The organism is Mesorhizobium sp. LMG 17147 (assembly GCF_024297145.1).
Classification (GTDB): domain Bacteria; phylum Pseudomonadota; class Alphaproteobacteria; order Rhizobiales; family Rhizobiaceae; genus Mesorhizobium.
This window is the reverse complement of the sequence record NZ_JANCTC010000003.1, coordinates 315325-338795: the sequence shown is the minus strand read 5'-3', so window position 1 is coordinate 338795 and position 23471 is coordinate 315325. Positions and strand designations below refer to the sequence as shown.

General features: G+C 61.7%; 28 protein-coding genes. 16 read left to right on the top strand and 12 right to left on the bottom strand.

The genetic code is table 11. The annotated features are described in order from the left end of the window. Nucleotides 1-12: 12 nt before the first annotated feature. The 8 genes from NMG46_RS09310 to NMG46_RS29870 all read right to left on the bottom strand — a co-directional run bounded on the left by NMG46_RS09310 (nt 13) and on the right by NMG46_RS29870 (nt 6775). Nucleotides 13-483: a GNAT family N-acetyltransferase gene (locus tag NMG46_RS09310; protein WP_254817377.1), complete on the bottom strand. Its 471-nt coding sequence runs from the start codon at nt 481-483 to the stop codon at nt 13-15. Next, nucleotides 480-890 carry a DUF302 domain-containing protein gene (locus NMG46_RS09305; RefSeq protein ID WP_254817376.1) on the bottom strand — a complete coding sequence of 137 codons (411 nt, stop codon included), beginning with the start codon at nt 888-890 and terminating at the stop codon, nt 480-482. The genes NMG46_RS09310 and NMG46_RS09305 overlap by 4 nt, the downstream gene beginning before the upstream one ends. Continuing rightward, nucleotides 890-3811: an excinuclease ABC subunit UvrA gene (gene uvrA, locus NMG46_RS09300; protein WP_254817375.1), complete on the bottom strand. Its 2922-nt coding sequence runs from the start codon at nt 3809-3811 to the stop codon at nt 890-892. The genes NMG46_RS09305 and uvrA overlap by 1 nt, the downstream gene beginning before the upstream one ends. Nucleotides 3812-4519: 708 nt before the next feature. Beyond that, nucleotides 4520-4918 (bottom strand): hypothetical protein, encoded by a 399-nt coding sequence (locus NMG46_RS09295; protein WP_368389284.1) that lies wholly within the window; start codon nt 4916-4918, stop codon nt 4520-4522. Next, nucleotides 4915-5520 carry an ATP-dependent Clp protease proteolytic subunit gene (locus NMG46_RS09290; RefSeq protein WP_254817374.1) on the bottom strand — a complete coding sequence of 202 codons (606 nt, stop codon included), beginning with the start codon at nt 5518-5520 and terminating at the stop codon, nt 4915-4917. The genes NMG46_RS09295 and NMG46_RS09290 overlap by 4 nt, the downstream gene beginning before the upstream one ends. A 25-nt stretch (nt 5521-5545) precedes the next feature. Beyond that, nucleotides 5546-6070 (bottom strand): SRPBCC domain-containing protein, encoded by a 525-nt coding sequence (locus NMG46_RS09285; protein WP_254817373.1) that lies wholly within the window; start codon nt 6068-6070, stop codon nt 5546-5548. Next, the gene (locus NMG46_RS09280) at nt 6067-6381 is read right to left on the bottom strand and encodes a helix-turn-helix transcriptional regulator (RefSeq protein WP_254817372.1); all 315 of its coding nucleotides are present in this window, start codon (nt 6379-6381) and stop codon (nt 6067-6069) included. Before NMG46_RS09280 ends, NMG46_RS09285 begins: the two co-directional genes overlap by 4 nt. 139 nt (nt 6382-6520) lie before the next feature. After that, nucleotides 6521-6775: a cupin domain-containing protein gene (locus NMG46_RS29870; protein ID WP_368389287.1), complete on the bottom strand. Its 255-nt coding sequence runs from the start codon at nt 6773-6775 to the stop codon at nt 6521-6523. Between the two features lie 273 nt (nt 6776-7048). On the opposite strand from NMG46_RS29870, the gene NMG46_RS09275 reads away from it, so the two are divergent. Together NMG46_RS09275 and NMG46_RS09270 are read left to right on the top strand one after the other, a co-directional pair. Further along, complete coding sequence (locus NMG46_RS09275) at nt 7049-7561, top strand: single-stranded DNA-binding protein (RefSeq protein ID WP_023674867.1); 513 nt, start codon at nt 7049-7051, stop codon at nt 7559-7561. A 121-nt stretch (nt 7562-7682) separates the two neighbouring features. After that, entirely contained in the window at nt 7683-8108 is a 426-nt protein-coding gene (locus NMG46_RS09270) for an OsmC family protein (protein WP_254817371.1), read from the top strand. A gap of 8 nt (nt 8109-8116) precedes the next feature. On the opposite strand, the gene NMG46_RS09265 is transcribed toward NMG46_RS09270, so the two are convergent. Next, nucleotides 8117-8746: a MarC family protein gene (locus tag NMG46_RS09265; protein ID WP_254817370.1), complete on the bottom strand. Its 630-nt coding sequence runs from the start codon at nt 8744-8746 to the stop codon at nt 8117-8119. A gap of 74 nt (nt 8747-8820) precedes the next feature. Further along, nucleotides 8821-9351: a hypothetical protein gene (locus NMG46_RS09260; RefSeq protein WP_254817369.1), complete on the bottom strand. Its 531-nt coding sequence runs from the start codon at nt 9349-9351 to the stop codon at nt 8821-8823. 86 nt (nt 9352-9437) lie between these two features. Here NMG46_RS09260 and NMG46_RS09255 point away from each other — a divergent pair, with 86 nt between their 5' ends. Both NMG46_RS09255 and gyrA read left to right on the top strand, forming a co-directional pair. Further along, nucleotides 9438-10265, top strand: a complete 828-nt coding sequence (locus tag NMG46_RS09255) for an AraC family transcriptional regulator (protein WP_254817368.1) — start codon at nt 9438-9440, stop codon at nt 10263-10265. Nucleotides 10266-10413: 148 nt separating this feature from the next. Beyond that, a complete protein-coding gene (gene gyrA, locus NMG46_RS09250; RefSeq protein WP_254817367.1) occupies nt 10414-13221 on the top strand; it encodes a DNA gyrase subunit A in 2808 nt (935 codons plus the stop codon). 54 nt (nt 13222-13275) lie between these two features. On the opposite strand, the gene NMG46_RS09245 is transcribed toward gyrA, so the two are convergent. Beyond that, entirely contained in the window at nt 13276-13428 is a 153-nt protein-coding gene (locus NMG46_RS09245; protein ID WP_254817366.1) for a hypothetical protein, read from the bottom strand. A gap of 196 nt (nt 13429-13624) precedes the next feature. Between NMG46_RS09245 and coaD the strand changes: the two genes are divergently transcribed. The 7 genes from coaD (at nt 13625) to tgt (ending at nt 18223) form a co-directional block, all read left to right on the top strand. Further along, a complete protein-coding gene (gene coaD / locus NMG46_RS09240) occupies nt 13625-14125 on the top strand; it encodes a pantetheine-phosphate adenylyltransferase (RefSeq protein WP_254817365.1) in 501 nt (166 codons plus the stop codon). A gap of 75 nt (nt 14126-14200) precedes the next feature. After that, nucleotides 14201-14791 carry a peptidylprolyl isomerase gene (locus NMG46_RS09235; protein ID WP_254817364.1) on the top strand — a complete coding sequence of 197 codons (591 nt, stop codon included), beginning with the start codon at nt 14201-14203 and terminating at the stop codon, nt 14789-14791. Between the two features lie 28 nt (nt 14792-14819). Continuing rightward, nucleotides 14820-15332 carry a peptidylprolyl isomerase gene (locus NMG46_RS09230; protein ID WP_254817363.1) on the top strand — a complete coding sequence of 171 codons (513 nt, stop codon included), beginning with the start codon at nt 14820-14822 and terminating at the stop codon, nt 15330-15332. Then, a complete protein-coding gene (locus NMG46_RS09225) occupies nt 15329-15727 on the top strand; it encodes a hypothetical protein (RefSeq protein ID WP_254817362.1) in 399 nt (132 codons plus the stop codon). Before NMG46_RS09230 ends, NMG46_RS09225 begins: the two co-directional genes overlap by 4 nt. A gap of 12 nt (nt 15728-15739) precedes the next feature. Further along, entirely contained in the window at nt 15740-16825 is a 1086-nt protein-coding gene (queA, locus tag NMG46_RS09220; protein ID WP_254817361.1) for a tRNA preQ1(34) S-adenosylmethionine ribosyltransferase-isomerase QueA, read from the top strand. Next, a complete protein-coding gene (locus NMG46_RS09215) occupies nt 16815-17084 on the top strand; it encodes a hypothetical protein (RefSeq protein ID WP_254817360.1) in 270 nt (89 codons plus the stop codon). The genes queA and NMG46_RS09215 overlap by 11 nt, the downstream gene beginning before the upstream one ends. 8 nt (nt 17085-17092) lie before the next feature. After that, nucleotides 17093-18223 carry a tRNA guanosine(34) transglycosylase Tgt gene (gene tgt, locus NMG46_RS09210; RefSeq protein ID WP_254817359.1) on the top strand — a complete coding sequence of 377 codons (1131 nt, stop codon included), beginning with the start codon at nt 17093-17095 and terminating at the stop codon, nt 18221-18223. An 8-nt stretch (nt 18224-18231) separates the two neighbouring features. On the opposite strand, the gene NMG46_RS09205 is transcribed toward tgt, so the two are convergent. Further along, nucleotides 18232-18651: a DUF4864 domain-containing protein gene (locus tag NMG46_RS09205; protein WP_254817358.1), complete on the bottom strand. Its 420-nt coding sequence runs from the start codon at nt 18649-18651 to the stop codon at nt 18232-18234. A gap of 236 nt (nt 18652-18887) precedes the next feature. Here NMG46_RS09205 and NMG46_RS09200 point away from each other — a divergent pair, with 236 nt between their 5' ends. The 5 genes from NMG46_RS09200 to NMG46_RS09180 all read left to right on the top strand — a co-directional run bounded on the left by NMG46_RS09200 (nt 18888) and on the right by NMG46_RS09180 (nt 23427). Beyond that, complete coding sequence (locus tag NMG46_RS09200) at nt 18888-19124, top strand: Lrp/AsnC ligand binding domain-containing protein (protein WP_023674883.1); 237 nt, start codon at nt 18888-18890, stop codon at nt 19122-19124. Nucleotides 19125-19296: 172 nt separating this feature from the next. Next, on the top strand, nt 19297-20709 hold the full coding sequence (locus NMG46_RS09195; RefSeq protein ID WP_254817357.1) for a circularly permuted type 2 ATP-grasp protein: 1413 nt from the start codon (nt 19297-19299) through the stop codon (nt 20707-20709). Nucleotides 20710-20866: 157 nt separating this feature from the next. Further along, complete coding sequence (locus tag NMG46_RS09190; protein ID WP_254817356.1) at nt 20867-21808, top strand: alpha-E domain-containing protein; 942 nt, start codon at nt 20867-20869, stop codon at nt 21806-21808. A gap of 61 nt (nt 21809-21869) precedes the next feature. Then, nucleotides 21870-22664 carry a transglutaminase family protein gene (locus NMG46_RS09185; protein ID WP_254817355.1) on the top strand — a complete coding sequence of 265 codons (795 nt, stop codon included), beginning with the start codon at nt 21870-21872 and terminating at the stop codon, nt 22662-22664. Nucleotides 22665-22695: 31 nt separating this feature from the next. Continuing rightward, on the top strand, nt 22696-23427 hold the full coding sequence (locus tag NMG46_RS09180; RefSeq protein ID WP_254817354.1) for a peptidase: 732 nt from the start codon (nt 22696-22698) through the stop codon (nt 23425-23427). Nucleotides 23428-23471 lie beyond the last annotated feature (44 nt).

Genomic DNA, 23471 nt, shown 5'->3' with positions numbered 1-23471 from the left:
TGCAGAAAAGGATCACGCGATGGCGGTCGTCTCGACGGCTTTCGCCATGTCGACGACCGTCCATCCTGGCCGATATGGATTGGGCCGGCGACCCGTTTCGCGAAAGCCGTAGGCCTTATACAACGAAACGTTCCGTTCCATTCTGGCATTGGTGTAGAGTCGGATCTCAGGCAAGCTCCACAAGCGCGTCTGTTGCTCGGCCCAGTCGAGCAGCCCGATGCCGAAACCCTTGCCCTGAAAGGCTGGCGCAACGGCAACGCTGAAGATCATTGTATGGTCCGCATTTCGTTCGAGAACGATCAAGCCGGCCGGCTGTCCGTTCTGCTCCAAAAGCCAGACCTCGCCGCGTTGGATGCGCGGCGCATAGTCCTGTGTGACGGGGATCGGCGGCGCTCCGAACAGGGCAGTGTAGGGCGCGTAGGCGTCGGTGGTGAGCGAAATCACCGTGGAGAGATCATCGGCCCGAGCGGCTCTCACCATCAAAACTGGCCCGCGCCGGCAGCGGCCGCAATCACCTTGTCCATGCCGTCGGCGATCGCAGCGACGGCATTGCGACTGGCGTCGCCCAAGCCGTGGCGCTCAGCGAGCCAGCGTGCGTCATTGTAGGAGAGCCAGATCTCGCCTTGCTCGTCCTCCCAAGCCAGTGCCTTGACCGGCAGATCGATGCCGGCAAGCTGCCGGTCCTGCATCAGTGGCGTACCGCCTTTCGGATTGCCGAAAATCAGGAGCTGGGTTGGACGCAGTGATGTTTCGACGCTGCGCGCACCAGCGGCGTGATCAATGCGGGCGAAGACCAGCAATCCTGCACGTTCCACAGTTTCGACCAGGCGATCGATGGTTTCGGTCACGCCGAAGCGGCTTTGGACCGTGATGAGACCGTTCTTTGCCATCACTCCGCCGCTTCGCGCTTGCCTCCGGGGCGCCGCTCCAGCAATTCCCTCAGGAACTGCCCGGTATAGCTGCGTTTTTCGCGGACGATGTCCTCCGGCGTGCCGGACGCCACCAGCTCGCCGCCGCCGTCACCACCTTCGGGGCCAAGATCGAGAACCCAGTCAGCGGTCTTGATCACCTCTAGATTGTGCTCGATGACGACGACCGTGTTGCCCTGGTCGACCAGCTCGTGCAGCACTTCAAGCAACTTGGCGACGTCGTGGAAATGCAGGCCAGTGGTTGGCTCATCGAGAATGTAGAGCGTCTTGCCGGTCGCCTTGCGCGACAGTTCCTTGGCAAGCTTGATGCGCTGCGCCTCGCCGCCCGACAAGGTCGTTGCCTGCTGGCCAACATGGATGTAGCCGAGGCCGACCCGTTTAAGTGTCTCCAGCTTGTCGCGCACGCCGGGCACGGCGGCGAAGAAATCGACGCCTTCCTCGACCGTCATGTCGAGAACGTCGGCGATCGACTTGCCCTTGAACAGGACGTCCAGTGTCTCGCGGTTGTAACGCTTGCCGTGGCAGACGTCGCAGGTGACGTAGACGTCGGGCAGGAAGTGCATCTCGATTTTGATGACGCCGTCGCCCTGGCAGGCCTCGCAGCGGCCGCCCTTGACGTTGAACGAGAAGCGGCCCGGCTGGTAGCCGCGCGCCTTGGCCTCCGGCAAGCCGGCGAACCAGTCGCGGATCGGCGTGAAGGCGCCGGTATAGGTGGCGGGGTTGGAGCGCGGGGTGCGCCCGATCGGCGACTGGTCGATGTCGATGACCTTGTCGAGGAATTCCAGCCCCTCGATGCGGTCGTGCTCGGCCGGATGCTCGCGCGAGCCCATGATGCGGCGCGACGCCGCCTTGAACAGGGTCTCGATCAGGAAGGTCGACTTGCCGCCGCCGGACACGCCGGTGACGGCGGTAAAAGTGCCGAGCGGGATTTCAGCAGTGACGTTCTTCAGATTGTTGCCGCGCGCGCCGACGACCTTCAGCCGGCGGCTCTTCTTGGCCTCGCGCCGCACTGCCGGTGTCGCCACTTCGAGCTCGCCCGACAGATATTTGCCGGTGATCGAAGCGGGCGTCGCCATGATCTGCTGCGGCGTGCCCTGGGCGATGATGTGGCCGCCATGAATGCCGGCGGCCGGGCCGATATCGACGACATAGTCGGCGTGCAGGATGGCGTCCTCGTCGTGCTCGACGACGATCACTGTGTTGCCGATGTCGCGCAGATGCTTCAGCGTATCGAGCAGGCGGGCATTGTCGCGCTGGTGCAGACCGATCGACGGCTCGTCCAGCACGTAAAGTACGCCGGTCAGGCCGGAGCCGATCTGCGAGGCAAGACGGATGCGCTGGCTCTCGCCGCCTGACAGCGTGCCGGAGTTGCGCGACAGCGTCAGATAATCGAGCCCGACATCGTTGAGGAAGCGCAGCCGCTCGCGGATTTCCTTGAGCACGCGCACCGCAATCTCGTTCTGCTTGTCGTTGAGCGAAGCGGGCAGATCGGTGAACCACTGGTCGGCCTTGCGGATCGACAGCTCGGTGACCTCGCCAATGTGCTTGCCGGCGATCTTAACCGCGAGCGCCTCGGGCTTCAGCCGATAGCCGCGGCAGGCCGGGCAGGGCGTGGCCGACATGAAGCGCTCGATCTCCTCGCGCATCCAGGCGGATTCGGTTTCCTTCCAGCGGCGCTCGAGGTTGGGGATGACGCCCTCGAAGGTCTTGGTCGTCTTGTAGGAGCGCAGGCCGTCATCGTAGTGGAAGGTGATTTCGCGCTCGCCGGTGCCGTGCAGGATGGCTTGCTTTGCCTCTTCGCTCAGATCCTTGAACTTGTCGCCGAGCTTGAAGCCGTAGGCAACGCCCAGCGCTTCCAGCGTTTGCGCATAATAGGGCGACGTCGATTTCGCCCAAGGGCTGACGGCGCCGGCGCGCAGCGAGACATTCTCGTCGGGCACGACCAGGCTGGCATCGATGGCGCGTTGGCTGCCGAGCCCATCGCAGGTCGGGCACGCGCCGAACGGATTGTTGAAGGAGAACAGCCTGGGCTCGATCTCGGGAATGGTGAAGCCGGACACCGGGCAGGCGAACTTTTCCGAGAACAGCATGCGTTCATGCGTCTCGTTCTTCGATTTGTTGACCGAATCCTCGCCGGTCTGGCTGGCGTCGAGCGGCCTGTCGGCAAATTCCGCTACCGCCAGTCCGTCTGCAAGTTTCAGCGCGGTCTCGATGGAATCGGCGAGCCGCGTCGCCAGATCGCCGCGCACGACAATGCGGTCGACGACAACGTCGATGTCATGCTTGTACTTCTTGTCCAGCGCCGGCACGTCGGCGATCTCGTAGAAGACGCCATCGACCTTGACGCGCTGAAAACCCTTCTTCTGCAGCTCCAGCAGTTCCTTGCGGTACTCGCCTTTGCGGCCGCGCACCATCGGCGCCAGGATGAACAGCCGGGTGCCTTCCTCGACTGCAAGCACCCGGTCGACCATCTGGGACACCGTCTGGCTCTCGATCGGCAGGCCGGTGGCCGGCGAATAGGGTACACCGACGCGGGCGAACAAAAGCCGCATATAATCGTAGATCTCGGTGACGGTGCCGACAGTCGAACGTGGGTTCTTCGATGTGGTCTTCTGCTCGATGGAGATGGCTGGCGACAGGCCGTCGATCTGGTCGACGTCCGGCTTCTGCATCATTTCGAGGAATTGTCGTGCATAGGCCGAAAGGCTCTCGACATAGCGGCGCTGGCCCTCGGCATAGATGGTGTCGAAGGCAAGCGACGACTTGCCCGACCCCGACAGGCCGGTCATGACGATCAGGCTGTCACGCGGCAGGTCGAGATCGACATTCTTCAGATTGTGTTCGCGTGCCCCGCGAATGGAGAGATATTTATGGTCGGCCATCGCCGGTCGCCGCCTCAGAATCTGGAATTCGTGGGATGGGCGGGTTTTCCCGACCATCCCCTATGTAGGTAATTTCGCCGCCTTTTCGAGAGACGCCACAACTCTCGACCAAAGCGTTTAACCGCCTTTCGCGCGAACGGGCAAGCGGAAAGAACAAAGGCCGAACACGCTCCTGACAAAAGCTGCCCGTGCGGCTGGGTTCACCCCGTGGTTCACAAAGCGTCTCGCGATCACATTTTTCGGTAATCGGCCATTCAAGGTTGACGTCCATCTGTCACGGGGGCAGACTCCAAACGTCAACGAAGCCGGCCGTCTTTCGATGGCCTCGCGGCCTGGGGCTAGCCTGCGAGACGCCGCGGGTTATGCGATGAGCGCTTCGACGACGACAGTCGCAACGAACAGAAGGAGAGCAGAGGCATGACTCCACCGGACAGTTCCTTGAGGCTCCACGTGTCGCTGGAGCCGCGGCAGGTATAAGTGGCTAGGCCAGGCGTTTTGCGCTACCTGCCAACGTGACCTGCCGATCCCCACAACAATCAGAGACTGCTAGTCGGATCGTCGGCTGAACGCCGCGAAGCATCCGAAATAAAAAGCCGGCAGTACACTCCCGGCAATTTGGATTTTAGATCCAAGAAGCCCCGTCAATTGTACAAGCAATGACGGGGCTGTTCGTTTGAGGCGCACATTTGTGGTGCATGCCAGGCGAACTTACCGGCTGGGGGGCCTGATCCCGCCGGTAGCGACATCGATGGTTATGCTGCCGGAAATCCGAACGTCGGTATCGCCGATCTTGAACGTGCCGTTGCCGCTGCTTGGAACCGCGTCGTCGGGCTCAGGCTGCGGCCCTGGCTCGGCGATGCGATAGTCGCTGGTCACGCCGGGCAGGGCGCTCTTTTGCGAAGACGTCGAATTATCTTGGGCAAATGCCATGTCCACCAGCATGTTCGTGCCGGCCACAGTAGCGATAGCAAGGCATAACGGGCTGGATGAACGGCTGGCGGTCATCGCCGGACTATAGTGCCGTGATGGCGGCAAGACCAGATCGATGGCGCTGAAATTGCGGGCGATTAATCGCCTCGGTTGCGTCCGCCGGCCCGGCTCGTTCATGCGGCCTGCTTGCGAGTGTCGAAAACATGGTCGACGAGTCCCCAATCCTTGGCCTCCTGGGCGGTCATGAAAAAGTCGCGGTCGAGCGTGCGTTCCACTTCTTCGTAGGTGCGGCCGCAATGGTGGGCGTAAAGATCGGTCATGCGCCGCTTGGTGCGAAGGATGCCCTCGGCATGGCGCTGGATATCGGAGGCTTGGCCCTGGAAACCGCCGAGAGGCTGATGCAGCACGATGCTGGTGTTGGGTAGCGCGATACGCCGCCCTGGCGTGCCCGCCATCAGGAGAAACGAGGCCATCGAGGCGGCGAAGCCCATACAAACGGTGGAGACCGGGCAGCTGATATACTGCATCGTATCGTAAATGGCGAAACCGCTGGTCACCACGCCACCCGGCGAGTTGATGTAGAGCGAGACCTCCTTGTCGGGATTGTCGGATTCCAGCGACAGAAGCTGGGCGCAGACCAGCGCCGAGGTGCCGTCGTCGATCGGCCCGTTGATGAAGACGATGCGCTCGCGCAGCAGCCGCGAAAATATGTCGAAGGCACGTTCGCCGCGGCTCGACTGCTCGATCACCATCGGCACCAAATTGGCAAGGCCGCTCATCGTTATCTCCTTTGACTGTCGTCGTTCAGGCCGCGCGCATAAAGAGGCGCGGGGTGTTTGCGGCGATCTGCTTGTACTTGGGAGTGCGCGCTTCAAACGAAAGTCGGCAACCGGCGCCTGCCATCGCGATCTCCAGCACTGCTGCCCGAGCAAAACCATCATGGACGATGCGCAGATGCGTGCCGCCGGAAACGGTGCGGTCGAGCGTAAAGGTGACGATGCTGTCCGCTGGGCTATCGTTCATCGGGCTTTCCACCGGGCTGCCGGGCGGCACCCGCGTATCGCCGGGCGCCGGCCGCTCCCGCCAGGAATAGCGCAGCAGCCGTCCGGGATCCGCGTCGAGGATTTCGCACTCGATCGGCGCATCCGGCGCTTTAAAGGCAAAGCGGTTGCCGACCTTTGGTTCAATGTCGTTTGGCATCATCCAGGCCGCGAGCAGGTCCGGCACTGTCAGCGCCCGCCATACTTTTTCCGGCGGCTCGGGCAGCTCGCACTCGAACTCGATCTTGTCTGCCGCCATTTCCGCGCGTTCTTTGCCTCGGCTGGTCATTGGTCCATGTCCTTCAAAACCGTCTTGAGCCTTTCGATGCGCTCTGGCCAGAACGCGCGGTAGCGTTCGATCCAGCCGAGCAGCGGCGCAAGCCCCTTCGGATCGACGCGGTAATAGGCATTGCGGCCGGCCCGGCGTTCGACCACGAGGCCGGCACCGCGCAGCACCGCGAGATGCTGCGATACCGCCGGCTGCGAAACTGGCATGCCATCGCGGAGTTCCGATACCGTCATCTCGCCGTCGGCGAGCCGCTCATAGACGGCGCGACGCGTTGGATCGGCCAGTGCCCGAAAAATCTCTGCTTCGATCATTCCAGAAGCATAAGTCGATACTTATCTGTTTGGCAAGTCGCGTTTTTAGGACAGGCAGTGTTTTTTACGACGGGCGAGATTTTACAAACGAGTCGGAAGCCAGCGTCTCACCATGTCTGGAGATCCGTTAAACGTTGCCTCAAAAACTGGTGACGCGAGCACGGCATGGATATGAAGCAGTTCGGAGCCGACGTTTCGGAAGCCATGTTGCCTGTGCGCGGCAACAACAAGCGACTGTCCGGTGCTCGTCATCGATCCACATCTCGGCCCTGCCGGCGATGACGGTAAGCACTTCCTCGACCGGGTGCCAATGTGTCGGGGCGCCAACCGCGGGTTCGACCCATTGTTCAAATATGCAAAGTTGAGTTGCGCCGTTGCAGGCCGAGACATGCATGCGGGTCTTTACTCCCGTCCGCCATTCTTCTTGCGGCTGATCGTCATGCTCGACCATCTTCATTGAGTTCGCCTCGATCTCAGGGTTCGTGGAAAATTCGGCGCCAAGACACTACTTGTTACTGACATCTATTGACAGTGCAGGACCTTTAACCTAGAACGAAAAGAGAACAAAAACCTTGTGGGAAAAGGCAGCCACGGCAGGCAGGGATTATCCATAGCCTGTAAGGTGCAGCGATAAGAATTTGGTTTCGGATGAGCGCGGAGAAGTGTCATGGCGGGTAGCGTCAACAAGGTCATTCTGGTGGGCAACCTCGGGGCGGACCCTGAAATCCGCCGCCTGAATTCGGGTGACCCGGTCGTCAACATCCGCATCGCGACGTCGGAAAGCTGGCGCGACAAGACATCCGGAGAGCGCAAGGAAAAGACCGAGTGGCACAATGTCGTGATTTTCAACGACCAGATCGCCAAGGTGGCCGAGCAGTATCTGAAGAAAGGCATGAAGGTCTATGTCGAGGGCCAGCTGCAGACGCGCAAATGGCAGGACCAGACCGGCAATGACCGCTATACGACTGAGGTCGTGTTGCAGAAATTCCGCGGCGAGCTGCAGATGCTTGATGCGCGGGGCGAGGGCGGCGGCCAGGTCGGCAACTATGCCGGTGGCGGTGCGAGCCGCGGTTCCGATTTCGGCCAGTCCGGCCCGGGCGAAAGTTTCAATCGGGGTGGCGCCAACAAGGGCGGCGGCGGTGGTTCATCGCGCGAGCTGGACGACGAAATCCCGTTCTGATTTCTCGGGGCGGACTGCCCTTGCGGCGACAAGCGCCAGCACCTTCCACGAAAGGGCGTCCCGAAAATCTGTCTTGGATTTTCGGGACGTTGTGCGTTTGAGCGGTGAAAGGACGTATCAAGTGAAAGCAAGGGTCAAATGGGTGGAGGAGCGCACTTTTGTTGGCGAGTCCGCCAGTGGGCACAAGCTGGTGCTAGGCACGGCGTTCGGGCCGGAGGGCAAGACGCCGGGGCCGAGCCCAATGGAACTGGTGCTGATCGGCACCGGAGGCTGCTCGGCCTATGACGTGGTCCATATCCTCGAAAGGGGGCGCGAGGCGGTCGAAGATTGCGTGGTCGAACTCGATGCCGACCGTGCAGAAGCCGATCCCAGGGTGTTCACCCGCATTCACATGCATTTTGTCGTCAAGGGCCGGGCGCTGTCACACGACAAGGTGAAGCGGGCGATCGGGCTTTCGATCGAGAAATACTGCTCGGCCTCGGCAATGATGGCCAAGACTGCCGAGATTACCCACGACTTCGAAGTCATTGAAACGACAGCGAAGTAGGGCAGTTCCTAGGTCGCCATCAGCGCCTTGATGCCGTCGGCGACGAACTGTATGGCGAGCGCCGCCAGGATGACGCCGAGCAGCCGTGTCAGGATCGAACGGCCGGTTTGGCCGAGGATACGATCAATGCGCTCTGACAGCACGAACACCAGGTAGGTGATGACGAGGCAGATGGCGATGATGCCGACAAGGGCTGTCTGCGCGCCAAAACCCTGAAACGAGCTTGAGAGCAGGACGGTCGCCGAAATCGCGCCGGGACCCGCAATCAGCGGGATCGCCAGCGGAAAGGCGGCGATGTTGTGGATCATGTCCCTGGTGATGGCGACGTCGCCGATCTTCTCCTTACGGTCCTGCCGGCGCTCGAACACCATTTCGAAGGCGATGAAGAACAGCAGAAAGCCGCCGGCGACGCGGAAGGCCGGCAGGGTGATGCCGAAGACCGACAGGATCGACGCGCCGGCGATTGCGAACAATGCCATCACCAGGAAAGCGATGATCGAGGCGCGCACGGAGACCTGGTTGCGCTCCTCGCGGTTCATGCCGCGGGTCACGGCAAGGAAGAGCGGCGCCAGGCCGGGCGGATCGATCGTCACCAGTATGGTGACGAAGGCGTTGAACAGGCTGTCGAAGCTCGGCATGCTGACCCTCCCCGCCGGCAATGCCGGTTAGCGGGATTGGTAGAGCAAAGCGAAGCCAGTGGAAACCGTGCGGATCAGGGGCTGGCGGTGCGGCGCGCCAGAAACTCGACTTCGAGACGCCAGGTGGCGCCGTCGTCATACGAACGCTCGCCCAGCCAGCGGAAGGAATCTCCGGTGATCCGGGAAAAGCTCCAGCGTACCGAAGGGCCGGTGCCGTCTGCGCCTAATTGGACGATCGTGTCGCCTTCGACGCGGCCCAGCTGGCGGCTGTAATACTGGTTGCGCGGGTCGCTCCAGAAGATGTGCCAGGCGTCGACGCCTGGGTCATAGACGCGCAACGTCGTGCCATAGAAGGTCCATTTGCCGAGCGAAGGGGAGGAACCAGCGTCACGAGCTGGCAGGATCCATACGTCCTGGATCGCGCGGCCTTCAAGCACCCAGCCGAAATGCACCTCGCCGCGCCCGGTCAGCACCTGACCGTCTTCGAGATGGCGCGTGGCGTCGAACGTCCAGGCGCCGACGAAGCGGCCGTAAAGGTTCAGTTTCTCCGCAAGGGCCGGTGTGGGCCCATCGCCGTGCAGGGCCTTGGCAAAGGAATTGGACATGGCTTCGCTCTCATCTTGTCAGGAGACCGACAAGCATAGAGGCCGGCAGGGGTTCTGCGCTTGGGAAAAATTGCTATGTTTGGGCGATGACGACGAGCGCGCATAGGCTGGCGTCGGGCCGAGGCTGGCAGGTGTCGGATGTCATCTGCACCGCCAGCGCCGCTGACAGGCCATTCGAGGAGGAGCATCGGGATTTCTGCGTTGCTGCCGTAACCAGCGGCACCTTCCGCTATCGTGCCCGCCAGGGCACGGCGATGCTGGCGCCGGGCGCGCTCCTGCTCGGCAATCCCGGCACATGCTACGAGTGCGGGCACGAGCATGGCGCCGGCGACCGCTGCCTCTCCTTCCATTTCGGACCGGCCTGCATGGAGCGGATCGTCGCCGACGTGCCGGGCGCCAAGACGTTCGATTTCAGCACGCCGCACCTGCCGCCCTTGCCGGCGCTGGTGCCGCTGCTCGCCGAAGCGGAGGCGGCGCGCGAGATGGCCGACACCGGCGCGTTCGAGGAACTCGCCCTGCGCATTGCCGGTGCCGCGGTAACAGCGGCTTGCAGCGCAACGGATCGGGGACGGACGCCGAGCCGCCGTGACCAGAAGCGTGTTGCCGAAGCGGTGCGGCGCATTGAAGTCGATGCCGACCGGCCGATCTCGCTTGCCGAACTTGCCGACGAGACCGCCACCAGCCCTTACCATTTCCTGCGCACCTTCCGGCACGTTGCCGGTATGACACCCTACCAATTCCTGCTGACAACGCGGCTGCACAGGGCAGCCGTGCGGCTGCGGACGTCAGATAACACAATTTCGGCGATCGCCTTTGCGGCGGGATTCAACGATCTATCAACCTTCAACCGCCGTTTCCGGCGGCTGATGGGCGAGGCGCCGGGTACTTATCGCGCCCGCCGGCGACGCCGGTGAAAGGGTGCCAGGGCCATATCGTCGCAATTGGTGTATCCTTTTGAATTTGCCGCTAAAAACCACATTGGAAAACTGCCGCGATCGTTGGAGTTTCGGGCCGACTTCCTATATAAGCACCAAGTGATTCCTGATTAGATTGTGATCCGATTTGACTGACCAAAAGACACCGCGCGGCGCCGACGGCGGCCCCACCGGCATCGAGCCGATATCCATCATCGAGGAGATGCAGCGCTCCTATCTCGATTACGCCATGAGCGTGATCGTCAGTCGCGCGCTGCCGGACGTGCGCGACGGCCTCAAGCCGGTGCATCGCCGCATCCTCTACGCCGCCTATGAGAGCGGCTATCACTGGAACCGTAAATATGTGAAATCGGCACGCCCGGTCGCCGACGTGATGGGTAAATACCATCCGCACGGCGACGCCTCTATCTACGACGCTTTGGTGCGCATGGCGCAGGACTGGTCGCTGCGCGTGCCGCTGATTGACGGGCAGGGCAATTTCGGCTCGATCGACGGCGATCCGCCGGCGGCGATGCGCTACACGGAATCGCGGCTGACCAAGGTCGCGCATGAGTTGCTGGAAGACATCGACAAGGACACCGTCGATTTCCAGGACACTTACGATGCGTCGGGCAGCGAACCGAAAGTCCTGCCGGCGCGCTTTCCGAACCTGTTGGTCAACGGCTCCGGCGGCATCGCCGTCGGCATGGCCACCAACATCCCGCCGCACAATCTGGGCGAGGTCTGCAACGGCGCCATTGCCCTCATCGACAATCCAGCGATCGATCTTCCGGCGCTGATGGAGATCATTCCGGGGCCGGATTTCCCGACCGGCGGCATCGTGCTTGGCCGTTCCGGCATCTACAGCGCCTATTCAACCGGCCGCGGCTCCATCGTCATGCGCGGCCGCGTCAACATCGAGGCGCGCGGCAACGACCGTGAATCGATCGTCATCACCGAGGTTCCCTATCAGGTGAACAAAGCATCGATGATCGAGAAGATGGCCGAACTGGTGCGCGAGAAGCGCATCGAGGGCATTTCCGACATTCGCGACGAGAGCGACCGCCAGGGTTACCGCGTCGTCATCGAACTGAAGCGCGACGCCGTCGCCGACGTCATCCTCAACCAGCTTTACCGCTTCACTCCGCTGCAGACGTCCTTCGGTGCCAATATGGTGGCGCTGAACGGCGGCAAGCCGGAATTGCTGACGCTGACCGATATGCTGAAGGCGTTCGTCGCCTTCCGCGAGGAGGTGATCAGCCGGCGCACGAAATTCCTGCTGCGCAAGGCGCGCGACCGCGCCCATGTGCTGGTCGGCCTTGCCATCGCTGTTGCCAATATCGATGAAGTCATCAAGCTGATCCGCAGCGCTCCGGACCCGCAGACGGCGCGCGAGCAGCTGATGGAGCGGCGCTGGCCTTCGGGCGACGTGGAATCGCTGATTCTTCTGATCGACGACCCGCGCCATCGCATCAACGAGGACGGTACCTACAATCTCTCCGAGGAGCAGGCGCGCGCCATCCTCGAACTGCGCCTGCAGCGCCTGACCGCGCTCGGCCGCGACGAGATCGCCGACGAGCTGAACACGATCGGCGACGAGATCAAGGACTACCTGGACATCCTGTCGTCCCGCGCCCGCGTCCAGCAGATCGTCAAGGACGAGCTCATCGCCGTGCGCGACGAGTTCGGCACGCCGCGCCGCACCGAGCTCGCCGAGGGCGGGGCGGACATGGAAGACGAGGACCTGATCCAGCGCGAGGACATGGTCGTCACGGTCAGCCATTCCGGCTATATCAAGCGCGTGCCGCTGTCGCTCTACCGGGCGCAGCGCCGCGGCGGCAAGGGCCGCTCCGGCATGTCGACCAAGGAAGAGGATTTCGTCACCCGGCTGTTCGTCGCCAACACGCACACGCCGGTGCTGTTCTTCTCTTCGCGTGGCATCGTCTACAAGGAAAAGGTCTGGCGCCTGCCGATCGGCAACCCGCAATCGCGCGGCAAGGCGCTGATCAATATGCTGCCGCTCGAACAGGGCGAGCGCATCACCACGATCATGCCGCTGCCGGAGGATGAGACGAGTTGGGGCGAGCTCGACGTCATGTTTGCCACCACGCGCGGCACCGTGCGTCGCAACAAGCTGTCGGACTTCGTCCAGGTCAACCGCAACGGCAAGATCGCCATGAAGCTGGACGAGGAAGGCGACGAGATCCTCGGCGTCGAGACCTGCACCGATAATGACGACGTGCTTTTGACGGCAAGTTCCGGCCAGTGCATCCGCTTTCCGGTCAGCCACGTACGCGTCTTCCAGAGCCGCAATTCGGTCGGCGTGCGCGGCATCGCCATGGCCGATGGCGACCGGGTGATCTCGATGGCGGTGATCGAGCATGTCGACGCGCCGCCGGCGGAACGTGCCGCCTACCTTAAGCGGGTGGTGGCTGAACGCCGGCTCGCCGCCGACATCGCCGCCGGTGAGGAGGAAGAAATCCAGCTTACCAACGAAGAGGTCGGCGAAGAGGCGGAGCTTTCCGACGAGCGCTACGAATTCCTCAAGGCACACGAGCAGTTCGTGCTGACGGTGACGGAATATGGCTACGGCAAGCGTTCGTCGTCGTACGATTTCCGCCTGACCGGTCGCGGCGGCAAGGGTATCCGCGCCACCGACGTTTCGAAAACGGCCGAAATCGGCCGCCTGGTGGCGACCTTCCCAGTCGGCAATGATGATCAGATCATGCTGGTTTCGGATGGCGGAACCGTCATTCGCGTCCCGGTCAACGGCATTCGTTTCGCCAGCCGCGCCACCAAGGGCGTTACGATCTTTAATACCGCAGAGGGCGAGAAGGTCGTTTCGGTGGAGCGGATTTCGGAGCCGCAGGCGGACGAAGAGATCGAAGAGAGTGTCGAGGCTGAAAGCGGCGCTGCTACCGAAGGTGGGGAGCCTGACAACAACAACGTCGAGTGAGTTGCCACGACGCCGCCAGCCCGATAGGTCGGTCCGGCGTTGTCAACAAACACTCTAGAAGTGGCGATAAGGCTTGCGGTTGCCGAAGCCTTCGAACCGCTTGGTATTGGCCTTGGCGCGGACGCGCTGTGCTTCCTGATGCAGCCCGAATACGGTAGCGATCAGCATGGCGACGGTCATTGCGGTGGCAAGCATGTAGATCAGCATGTGCGTGTTCTCCTGCGCCTAACAACGATCAGGTGGGTGTTTGGTTTCATCTTTTGCAGCTGCAACTTAGTGAACACTGCGTGAAGCCCTTGTGAGCGGCACATTCATCTGTCGTTCACGTCGGCCAAAAGGTTCATGGGGCGGGCCTGTCGATCGGATTTGCCTTTAGGGGAGAGGCTCGCTAGAAGCACCTGCCATGACCGAACGCATCGCCCTTTATGCCGGCTCTTTCGACCCGCTGACCAACGGCCATCTCGACGTGCTGAAGGCATCGCTGGCCGTGGCGGATACAATCTATGCGGCGATCGGCACCCATCCCGGCAAGAAGCCGTTGTTTTCCTTCGAGGAACGGGTTGGCCTGATCGAAACGGCCGCGAAGGCGGAATTCGGCAGCGACGGCGCGCGTATCAAAGTGGTCGCCTTCGACGGGCTGGTCATCGATGCGGCCAGGAAGCATGGCGCCTCGATCATGATCCGCGGCCTGCGCGACGGCACCGATCTTGACTATGAGATGCAGATGGCCGGCATGAACGAGACCATGGCGCCGGAGCTGCAGACGGTGTTCCTGCCCGCCAGCCCCTCGGTGCGCACCATTACCGCCACACTTGTGCGCCAGATAGCTTCGATGGGAGGCGACATCCACCCCTTCGTGCCGGCGGCCGTGGCCGGCTCGCTCGCCGCCAAATTCGCGAAATAAATGCATGTCGCCCAAAAGTGGAACCCGGCTTTGGGTAACGACATGCATGAACGAAGATATTCGGAGAAAGATCCCATGCAGCTGAAAAAGCTTGCCTTCTTGCTTGCCGTGTTTGCCGGTCTTGTGACCGCATCCGTGTCGGCCTTTGCCGCTGATCCGGAAAACACCATGATCGTAACGCTGAAAGACGGCGACGTGACCATCGCGCTGAGGCCCGACCTTGCGCCGAAACACGTCGCGCAGATCAAAAAGCTGGTGCGCCAGGGCGCCTACGACAACGTCGCCTTTCACCGCGTCATCGACGGCTTCATGGCGCAGACCGGCGACGTCAAGTTCGGCAACATGAAGAGCGGCTTCAATGCCGACGCTGTCGGCACCGGCGGCTCCGATCTTCCTGACCTGCCGGCCGAATTCTCCAGTACCGAGCACTACCAGCGCGGCGTGGTCGGCATGGCCCGCTCCGATGATCCGAATTCCGCCAATTCGCAATTCTTCATCATGTTCGCGCCGGCACCGCCGCTCGATGGCCAGTACACCATCGTTGGCAATGTCGTCAGCGGCATGGAGCTGGTGGACCACATCAAGAAAGGCGACGAGGCGCAGAACGGGACGGTGACCGATCCCGATCGCATGATCAAGGTGCGCATCGCCGCCGACGGCAAGTAAACCTAAGTTTCAAAAGGATATTTCTGACATGGCCGAAATCAAGGACCGCGAGAACGCGCTCATCATGGACACGACCAAGGGCAAGGTCGTCATCGAATTGTTTCCAGATCTGGCGCCCGGCCATGTCGGCCGTATCAAGGAGCTGGCACGCGAAGGCGCCTATGACGGCGTGGTCTTCCACCGCGTCATCGACGGCTTCATGGCGCAGACCGGCGACGTGAAGTTCGGCAATTCCAACAAGCCGTCTTTCGCGCCGTCGCGCGCCGGCACTGGCGGTTCCGACAAGCCCGATCTGAAGGCCGAGTTCTCCAACGCCAACCATGGCCGCGGCACCTGTTCGATGGCGCGCTCGCAAAACCCGAACTCGGCCAATTCGCAGTTCTTCATCTGCTTCGACGACGCCGCCTTCCTCAACCGCCAGTACACTGTGTGGGGCCAGGTCATCGAAGGCATGGACAATGTCGACAAGATCAAGCGCGGCGAACCGGTGCAGGACCCTGACAAGATCGTATCGCTCAAGGTTGCGGCCGACGTGAAATGACCAGCCGGGCTGTCGCGGCCATCGCACTTGTGCTCGTCGCGGCGGCCACTCCGGCGCTGGCGACGGAATCGATCGTTTGCAGCGCCGACGGCGGCGCGGCATCGATTGATGTTTTGATGGGCCACACGGCCGTCATTGCGGTGGCGCGGGTGTGGCTGGATGCCGGCGGCAAGACATGGACCACGGACGGCCAGCCAGGCTCAACGAAAGTCATCGTTGGACAGGCATTCGAAGACGACGAGCGCATGCTGATCGATCTCACTGATGAGGGCCTCAGCTCGATTGTCGCCAAATTGCGGCTGGTCAAGGCCAGCGAGCAGTCCAGTTTCGCAATGGGCGGCACGTTGAGCATTGACGGCGTCGGTGCCTGGGCGGTGACCTGCCCGGAACCTTGAGGCGGGGTTTTCTTGCGCGTCGACCTTTTCGACTTCGATCTGCCGGAAGAACGCATCGCGCTTCGCCCAGCCGAGCCGCGCGACAGCGCCAGGATGCTGGTGGTCAGGCCGGGTGAGGGGCTCGAAGACCGGACGGTGCGCGACCTGCCGGCCCTGCTCAAGGCTGGTGATGTGCTGGTCTTCAACGACACCAAGGTCATTCCGGCACAATTGAAGGGCATCAGGCGGCGCGGCGAAGCAGCAGCGCAGGTCGAAGCCACGCTGCATATGCGGACGGCGCCCGACCGCTGGCTCGCCTTCATGCGTCCGGGCAAGCGCATCGCAGCCGGTGACCGCATCCATTTCGGTCATGATGCCAATTCCTGCTTTCTCGGCCAACTCGATGCAACCGTGATCGAGAAGGGGGAAGGCGGCGAGGTGCTGCTCGGCTTCGACCTGTCAGGTCCGTTCCTCGACGAGGCACTGCACGCTGTCGGCCACATCCCGCTGCCGCCCTACATCGCCTCCAAGCGTGACGACGACGAACGCGACCGAAGCGATTACCAGACCATTTATGCCAGGGAGGAGGGCGCGGTCGCCGCGCCGACGGCAGGGCTGCATTTCACGCCGGAGCTGTTTGCGACGCTCGACGCCAAGGGCATAGAGCGCCGTTTCGTCACGCTGCATGTCGGCGCCGGTACGTTCCTGCCGGTGAAGGCGGACGACACCGCCGACCACAAGATGCACGCCGAGACCGGTTCGGTCAGCGCGGAAACCGCCGAGGCGCTGAATGCGGCGAAAGCAAAAGGAGGGCGCATTATCGCTGTCGGCACGACATCGCTGCGCTTGCTGGAGAGCGCGGCTGGCGAGGAGGGCAGGCTGGCCGCATGGTCAGGCCCGACCGACATCTTCATCACCCCCGGCTATCGCTTCAAGACCGCCGACATGCTGATGACCAATTTCCATCTGCCGCGTTCGACGCTGTTCATGCTGGTTTCGGCCTTCTGCGGTTTGCAGACGATGCGGGCGGCCTATGCGCATGCCATCGAGAATCGCTACAGGTTTTATTCCTATGGAGACGCAAGTCTTCTGTTCAGGGAGGATAGTAATGGACGATGACCTGGAAACCTTCGACCGCGAAGCATTGATCGGCGAAGTCAGGAAATTACGCGCCGGCATCCGCCAACACCGCGACGCCACCGGCCATGATCTGTGCTGGCATCATCCCGACCTGTGGTCGCTTTTGCCCGAAAAGACCGAGCCGGCGATTGCAGTGCCGCCGTGGCCGAAATTCATGCGCGGCTGCATCCGCTACCGTCAATCGCTCGACAAGCAAGCTCCGGACGCGCCGGTATTCGACAAGGAGTTCGATGGCTAGGGAATTCAATGACTGACGCATTCACCTTCAAGGTGCTGGCGACCGACGGCAGGGCGCGGCGTGGTGCAATCACCATGCCGCGCGGGGAAATCCGCACGCCTGCCTTCATGCCGGTCGGTACCGGCGGCACGGTGAAGGCCATGTATATGGATCAGGTGCGCGGCGTTGGCTCGGACATCATCCTCGGCAACACCTATCATCTGATGCTGAGGCCCGGCGCCGAGCGCGTGGCACGGCTCGGCGGCCTGCACGAATTCGCCCGCTGGCCGTATCCGATCCTGACTGACAGCGGCGGCTTCCAGGTGATGTCGCTGTCGAAGCTGCGGAAACTGACCGAGAACGGCGTGACCTTCCGTTCGCATATCGACGGCGGCGCCTTCGAGATGTCGCCGGAGCGTTCGATTGAGATCCAGGGGCTGCTCGATTCCGACATCCAGATGCAGCTCGACGAATGCACGGCTCTGCCGGCCAAGCAGAACGAGATCGAGCGTGCCATGGAGTTGTCGTTGCGCTGGGCCGAGCGCTGCAAGACGGCATTCGGCGAGCAGCCCGGCAAGGCGATGTTCGGCATTGTGCAAGGCGGCGACCTGCCGGATCTGCGGCTGCGCTCGGCGCAGGCGCTGAAGGCAATGGAGCTGAAGGGCTACGCGATCGGCGGGCTGGCTGTCGGCGAGCCGCAAGCGGTGATGCTGGAGATGCTCGACATCACTTGCCCGGAGCTGCCGGCTGAGCGGCCGCGCTACCTGATGGGCGTCGGCACCCCGGACGACATCTTGAAGTCGGTAGCGCGCGGCATCGACATGTTCGATTGCGTGATGCCGACGCGGGCAGGGCGCCACGGTCTTGCCTACACGCGGCGCGGCAAGGTCAATCTTCGCAACGCCCGCCATGCCGACGATCCGCGTCCGCTCGATGAGGAAAGCGACTGCCCGGCCGCACGCGACTATTCGCGCGCCTATCTGCACCATCTGGTGCGCTCGCAAGAGGCACTTGGGGCGATGCTCCTGACCTGGAACAATCTGTCCTATTACCAGCAGCTGATGCGCGACATTCGTGAAGCGATCGAGGCTGGCAGGTTGGAAGCACGCTCAGCTGAGATTTCCGAAAGCTGGAGGCGGGGCGATCTCCCAGTGAGGTGATCGAAGGCTCAAGTGCTGAGCGACGTGGACGCGCGCAGGCTGCAGCCGGTGATCCGAAAGCTGCCGTCAGGCTGTAGTTCGAGCGTGTAGACCGCCTCGTAGTCCTTGCCATCCGGGCCGACGATCAGCACTTGCTGGATGATCGAGGTCGGGCTCGTCTCGCGAACCTTGCCGAAGGAGTAGGTCTGCGGCTGGCGCACCGGCGGATAGCCGTTGGTCACCATGTTCATGAAGGTATCGACGGTCGGAAACATGCGCTTCACATTCGGTGCGGCAAAGCTGTAGGCCGTCATTCCGTCATTGGCGATGAAGGCCCTCAACTGAGCATCGATGACCGTCTGCGCCGCTTTGACTTCGGCGTCGCCAGCAAAGGCCTGGGATGCGAAAATGAATGGAACGACTGCGAATGCGAAAAACGCGCGGCGCATGGCCTGTCTCCGTTGTCCCCGAGAAATCGCTGCCTGAAGGTACATGATATCATACGCTTTGCCGTGCTTCAGGGTTTCAGCCGAGCGTAAACATTCGGCGTGGCGGTCCGTGTCCGAGCGGAAAACGCATTGTCGAGGCGAGACAGCCTGAGCGATTGCCGATGCTTGAAAGCCGGGCGGCAGTCTGCCACAAGGGCCGCTCGATTAGAGCGTGCGATGTTGGACAGGACCAGGCAATGAAGGCATTTTTCGTGCAGATAAAGTGCGATCTGGGCAAAGCCTACGACGTTGCCAGCGCCCTGGCCGATGCCGAGATTGCTTCGGAAATCTACTCGACAGCCGGCAACTACGACCTGCTCGCCAAATTCTATGTCGACGACGAGGAAGACATCGGCCACTTCGTCAACGAGAAAGTGCAGATTCTCCCGGGCATCAAGGATACGTTTACGGTCGTCACCTTTCGCGCGTTTTGATCTCCATCCGACATTTGCCCGGACACCAGGCAAAGCCTGATCAAGGCCCTATTGGTGCTGCCTTAATTTTAGGCAACCGCGATATACTGATCGCCGGCGCCCGCCAAATCGCCGATTGCGCTTGATTTTCTCCAGCGAGGCCAGTGAAATGGCGTCACAGGGGAGTATGCGATTGGCAGCGTTCGACGAAATGCTTCCGGAAGTTTCCGGGCTGAGAAAACCGTATTCGGCTTACGATCGCTGGCTGAAGGAACAGGACCCGGCCAGACTTACCGAGAAGATGCAGGACGCCGAACGCGTCTTTCGCAAGACAGGCATCACTTTCGCCGTCTACGGCGAGCAGGAAGCATCGGAGCGCCTGATACCCTTCGATATCGTTCCGCGCATCATTTCGGGCAATGAATGGCGACGGCTGACGCAAGGCATCGAGCAGCGCGTCCAGGCGCTGAACGCCTTTCTCGACGACATCTACCATCGCCAGGAGATCTTGCGCGCCGGCCGGGTGCCGAAGGAGTTGATCGCCAAGAACGAGGCATTCCTGCCCGAGATGATCGGCGTGCGGCCGCCGGCCGGCGTCTATACCCACATCATCGGCGTCGACATCGTACGCATCAGCGAGAACGAGTTCTACGTACTGGAGGACAATGCGCGCACGCCGTCCGGCGTCTCCTACATGCTGGAGAACCGCGAGACGATGATGCAGCTGTTTCCCGAGTTGTTCCAGCAGATCAAGGTGCGGCCGGTGGAGAATTACCCGCAGCTCCTGCGCCAGTCGCTGGCGGCGGTACGGCCGCAAAGCACCAAGGGCACGCCGACAATTGCCGTGCTGACGCCGGGCAGCTTCAACTCAGCCTATTTCGAACATGCTTTCCTTGCCGACCAGATGGGCGTGCAGCTCGTCGAAGGGCAGGATCTGCGCGTCGTCGATGGCCATGTCGCGATGCGCACGACCGAGGGCTACAAGCAGATCGATGTGCTCTACCGGCGTGTCGACGATTCGTTTCTCGATCCGCTGACCTTCCGCCTCGACTCGGCACTTGGCGTGCCGGGCATTATGGACGTCTACCGCGCCGGCAACATCACGATCGCCAATGCGCCGGGAACCGGCATCGCTGACGATAAGGCGATCTATTCGTACATGCCCGAGATCGTCGAATTCTACACCGGCCGCAAGGCGATGCTCGGCAACATCCCGACCTGGCGCTGCTCGGAGCCGGACAGCCTGAAATACGTGCTCGAGCACATTGATGAACTGGTCATCAAGGAGGTCCACGGGTCCGGCGGTTACGGCATGCTGGTCGGTCCGGCGGCGACCAAGAAGGAATGCGAGGATTTTTCGAAAAAGCTCGCGGCAAAACCATCGAACTACATTGCTCAGCCGACGCTGGCGCTGTCGACCTGTCCGATCCTGACGGACAAGGGGCTGGCGCCGCGTCATGTCGATCTGCGCCCCTATGTGCTGGTTTCCGACCGTATCCAGATCGTGCCCGGCGGGCTGACCCGAGTAGCGCTCAAGGAAGGCTCGCTGGTCGTCAATTCCTCGCAAGGCGGGGGCACGAAGGATACCTGGGTGTTGGATGATTAGAGTGGAAGTAGTGAATAGTGAATAGTGAATAGATAAGGATATATGTTGTTGATGTTGGTGAAATGCCCTGAAGTGAAGCACGCGGCATCGTGGCCTAAAGTCTGGATAGTCACCATTCACCATCCACCATCCACCATTCGCCACAGGACCGCCTGACATGCTTCTCGGTCGCACCGCCAACGGGCTCTATTGGATGAACCGCTATATCGAGCGGGCGGAAAACATGGCGCGGCTGGTGGACGCCGGCTTGCGCATGGCGCTAACCCGTACTCAGAACGCTTCGGAGGAGTGGAATTCGGTGCTGCTCAGCGCCGGTTCGGACGCCAGCTTCACGCAGAAATATTCCAACTACACCGCCGCCAATGTCGCCGACTATCTGCTGCGCGACACATCGAACCCGTCGAGCACGATGTCGTCTATCGAAACGGCCCGTAACAATGCCCGCATGGTGCGTACCGCGTTGACGCGTGAAACCTGGGAAAGCATCAACGAAGCCTGGATGTCGCTGAAGCGGATGCTGGCCAAGCCGATCGACGAGCGCGACCTGCCCAACGCGCTCGACGCAATCAAACGCGAGACGGCGCTGATCCGCGGCTCGTTCTACGGCACGATGCTGCGCAATGAGATTTTCGATTTTTCGCAGCTCGGCACTTATGTCGAACGCGCCGACAACACCGCGCGCATCCTGGATGTGAAATACTACGTGCTGTTGCCGTCGATTTCCTGGGTCGGCTCGACGCTCGACAACTACCAGTGGGAATCGATCCTGCGCTCTGTATCGGCGCACCGCTCCTACCGCTGGGTTTATGACGCCGACTACAAGCCGAGCAACATCGCCGACTATCTGATCCTCAACGTCCGCATGCCGCGCTCGCTGACCTTTTGCTACCGCTTCCTGACGGAGCATCTCAAATTCCTGGGTGACGACTATGGTGAGCGCCACGCCTGCCATGCGACGGCTGCCAAGACCCAGGCCATGCTGACGGCCGGCTCGATCAAGGATATTTTCGACGCCGGTCTGCATGAATTCCTGGCCAATTTCATCCGCGACAACACCAGGCTCGGCGACGAGATCGCGCAGGATTACAGGTTCTATTGAGCATGACCCCAAAAAGCGGAGACCGGGTTTCGGAAAAGCTCATGCTCCAGGGACGAGTGCGATGCGGCTGAAGATCACCCACCGGACCGAATACCGCTACGATGCGCCGGTGCATTATTTGTTGCAGCGTTTGCGGCTGCTCCCGGTGAACGGGCGGACCCAGACGGTACTGTCCTGGGCGCTGAAGATCGAAGGCGCACGCGAGGAAGTGCGCTTCACCGACCATTTCGGCAATGATACCCGGCTGTTGAGCGTCGAGGGTGAGCGCGACTTCATCACCGTCGAAGCAGCCGGCGAAGTGGTGACGCGCGACACCGCCGGCGTCTGCGGGCCGCACCAAGGTTTCGTGCCGCTCTGGCTGTTCGGCCACGAAACGCCGCTGACGACGATCGGCAGCGGCATTCGCGAGCTTGCTGCCTCGGTCGGCAAGGGCACCGACATCGAAAGGCTGCACCGGTTGATGGCGATGATCGGCGAGCGCGTCGCTTATACGCCGGGCACCACCAACGCGACGACGCCGGCCGAAGAGGCCCTGGCGCTCAAGACCGGCGTTTGCCAGGACCACAGCCACATCTTCGTTGCGGCGGCGCGCGCCATGGATTTTCCGGCGCGCTATGTCAGTGGCTACCTGATGATGAATGCAGCGATCGAGCAGGCGGCAAGCCACGCCTGGGCCGAGGCGCATGTCTCGGGCCTCGGCTGGGTCGCCTTCGACGTCGCCAACGGCATTTCTCCCGACGAGCGTTATGTAAAGGTGGCGACTGGCCGCGATTATCGCGACGCCACACCGGTATCGGGAATTCGGCTGGGACAGGCGGAAGAACAGCTTGCCGTCACCGTCACCGTGGAGCAGTAATCTCCGCCAAGATTGTTGCCAAAGAGATTCGATGACCTATTGCGTCGGCCTGAAGATCGATCGCGGCCTCGTGTTCATGTCGGACACGCGCACCAACGCCGGCATGGATTCGATCTCGACCTTCAGGAAGATGCATGTCTGGGAAGAGCCGGGCGAGCGCGTCATCGTTTTGATGTCGGCCGGCAATCTGGCGACGACCCAGGCCGTGGTCAGCCTGCTCGACGAACGCACCAAGGCAGTGGCGGAGCGCCGTGCCACGCTGCTCGAAACGCCTTCCATGTACCAGACAGTGCGGCTGGTCGGAGACACCGTCAAGGAGGTCATCGCCAGTTCGTCGCCGGCGGGCGAAAAGGCGGATTCCTATTTCAACGCCTCCTTCATCCTCGGCGGCCAGATCAAGGGCAGCGCGCCACGCCTGTTCATGATCTATCCGGAAGGCAATTTCATCGAATCCACCGATGATACGCCGTTCTTCCAGATCGGTGAGACCAAATACGGCAAGCCGATCATCATCCGCGCTTATGAAAGGACGATGAGTTTCGCCGAGACGGTGAAGTTGCTGCTTGTGTCGTTCGACTCGACGCTGAAGTCGAACCTGTCGGTCGGCCTGCCGCTCGACCTGCTGTTCTATGAAAAGGACACCTTCAAGGTTGGCCTCAAAAAACGAATAACCCAGGATGATCAATATTATCGCACGATCTCGGATAGCTGGTCGAACGCGCTGAAGACTGCCTTTGCCAGCTTGCCTGATTTTCCCGAATGAAAACCTTCGTTTTCGTGCTCTTTGATGGCGGCTCGACGAGGCGC

What these genes read in the sequence shown, in the direction of transcription:
- NMG46_RS09305 (WP_254817376.1), bottom strand. Translation starts at nt 890, where the DNA reads ATGGCAAAGAACGGTCTCATCACGGTCCAAAGCCGCTTCGGCGTGACC.
- uvrA (WP_254817375.1), bottom strand. Translation starts at nt 3,811, where the DNA reads ATGGCCGACCATAAATATCTCTCCATTCGCGGGGCACGCGAACACAAT.
- NMG46_RS09295 (WP_368389284.1), bottom strand. Translation starts at nt 4,918, where the DNA reads ATGAACGAGCCGGGCCGGCGGACGCAACCGAGGCGATTAATCGCCCGC.
- NMG46_RS09290 (WP_254817374.1), bottom strand. Translation starts at nt 5,520, where the DNA reads ATGAGCGGCCTTGCCAATTTGGTGCCGATGGTGATCGAGCAGTCGAGC.
- NMG46_RS09285 (WP_254817373.1), bottom strand. Translation starts at nt 6,070, where the DNA reads ATGACCAGCCGAGGCAAAGAACGCGCGGAAATGGCGGCAGACAAGATC.
- NMG46_RS09280 (WP_254817372.1), bottom strand. Translation starts at nt 6,381, where the DNA reads ATGATCGAAGCAGAGATTTTTCGGGCACTGGCCGATCCAACGCGTCGC.
- NMG46_RS29870 (WP_368389287.1), bottom strand. Translation starts at nt 6,775, where the DNA reads ATGCATGTCTCGGCCTGCAACGGCGCAACTCAACTTTGCATATTTGAA.
- NMG46_RS09275 (WP_023674867.1), top strand. Translation starts at nt 7,049, where the DNA reads ATGGCGGGTAGCGTCAACAAGGTCATTCTGGTGGGCAACCTCGGGGCG.
- NMG46_RS09265 (WP_254817370.1), bottom strand. Translation starts at nt 8,746, where the DNA reads ATGCCGAGCTTCGACAGCCTGTTCAACGCCTTCGTCACCATACTGGTG.
- NMG46_RS09260 (WP_254817369.1), bottom strand. Translation starts at nt 9,351, where the DNA reads ATGTCCAATTCCTTTGCCAAGGCCCTGCACGGCGATGGGCCCACACCG.
- NMG46_RS09255 (WP_254817368.1), top strand. Translation starts at nt 9,438, where the DNA reads ATGACGACGAGCGCGCATAGGCTGGCGTCGGGCCGAGGCTGGCAGGTG.
- NMG46_RS09245 (WP_254817366.1), bottom strand. Translation starts at nt 13,428, where the DNA reads ATGCTGATCTACATGCTTGCCACCGCAATGACCGTCGCCATGCTGATC.
- coaD (WP_254817365.1), top strand. Translation starts at nt 13,625, where the DNA reads ATGACCGAACGCATCGCCCTTTATGCCGGCTCTTTCGACCCGCTGACC.
- NMG46_RS09235 (WP_254817364.1), top strand. Translation starts at nt 14,201, where the DNA reads ATGCAGCTGAAAAAGCTTGCCTTCTTGCTTGCCGTGTTTGCCGGTCTT.
- NMG46_RS09230 (WP_254817363.1), top strand. Translation starts at nt 14,820, where the DNA reads ATGGCCGAAATCAAGGACCGCGAGAACGCGCTCATCATGGACACGACC.
- NMG46_RS09225 (WP_254817362.1), top strand. Translation starts at nt 15,329, where the DNA reads ATGACCAGCCGGGCTGTCGCGGCCATCGCACTTGTGCTCGTCGCGGCG.
- NMG46_RS09215 (WP_254817360.1), top strand. Translation starts at nt 16,815, where the DNA reads ATGGACGATGACCTGGAAACCTTCGACCGCGAAGCATTGATCGGCGAA.
- tgt (WP_254817359.1), top strand. Translation starts at nt 17,093, where the DNA reads ATGACTGACGCATTCACCTTCAAGGTGCTGGCGACCGACGGCAGGGCG.
- NMG46_RS09205 (WP_254817358.1), bottom strand. Translation starts at nt 18,651, where the DNA reads ATGCGCCGCGCGTTTTTCGCATTCGCAGTCGTTCCATTCATTTTCGCA.
- NMG46_RS09200 (WP_023674883.1), top strand. Translation starts at nt 18,888, where the DNA reads ATGAAGGCATTTTTCGTGCAGATAAAGTGCGATCTGGGCAAAGCCTAC.
- NMG46_RS09190 (WP_254817356.1), top strand. Translation starts at nt 20,867, where the DNA reads ATGCTTCTCGGTCGCACCGCCAACGGGCTCTATTGGATGAACCGCTAT.
- NMG46_RS09185 (WP_254817355.1), top strand. Translation starts at nt 21,870, where the DNA reads ATGCGGCTGAAGATCACCCACCGGACCGAATACCGCTACGATGCGCCG.
- NMG46_RS09180 (WP_254817354.1), top strand. Translation starts at nt 22,696, where the DNA reads ATGACCTATTGCGTCGGCCTGAAGATCGATCGCGGCCTCGTGTTCATG.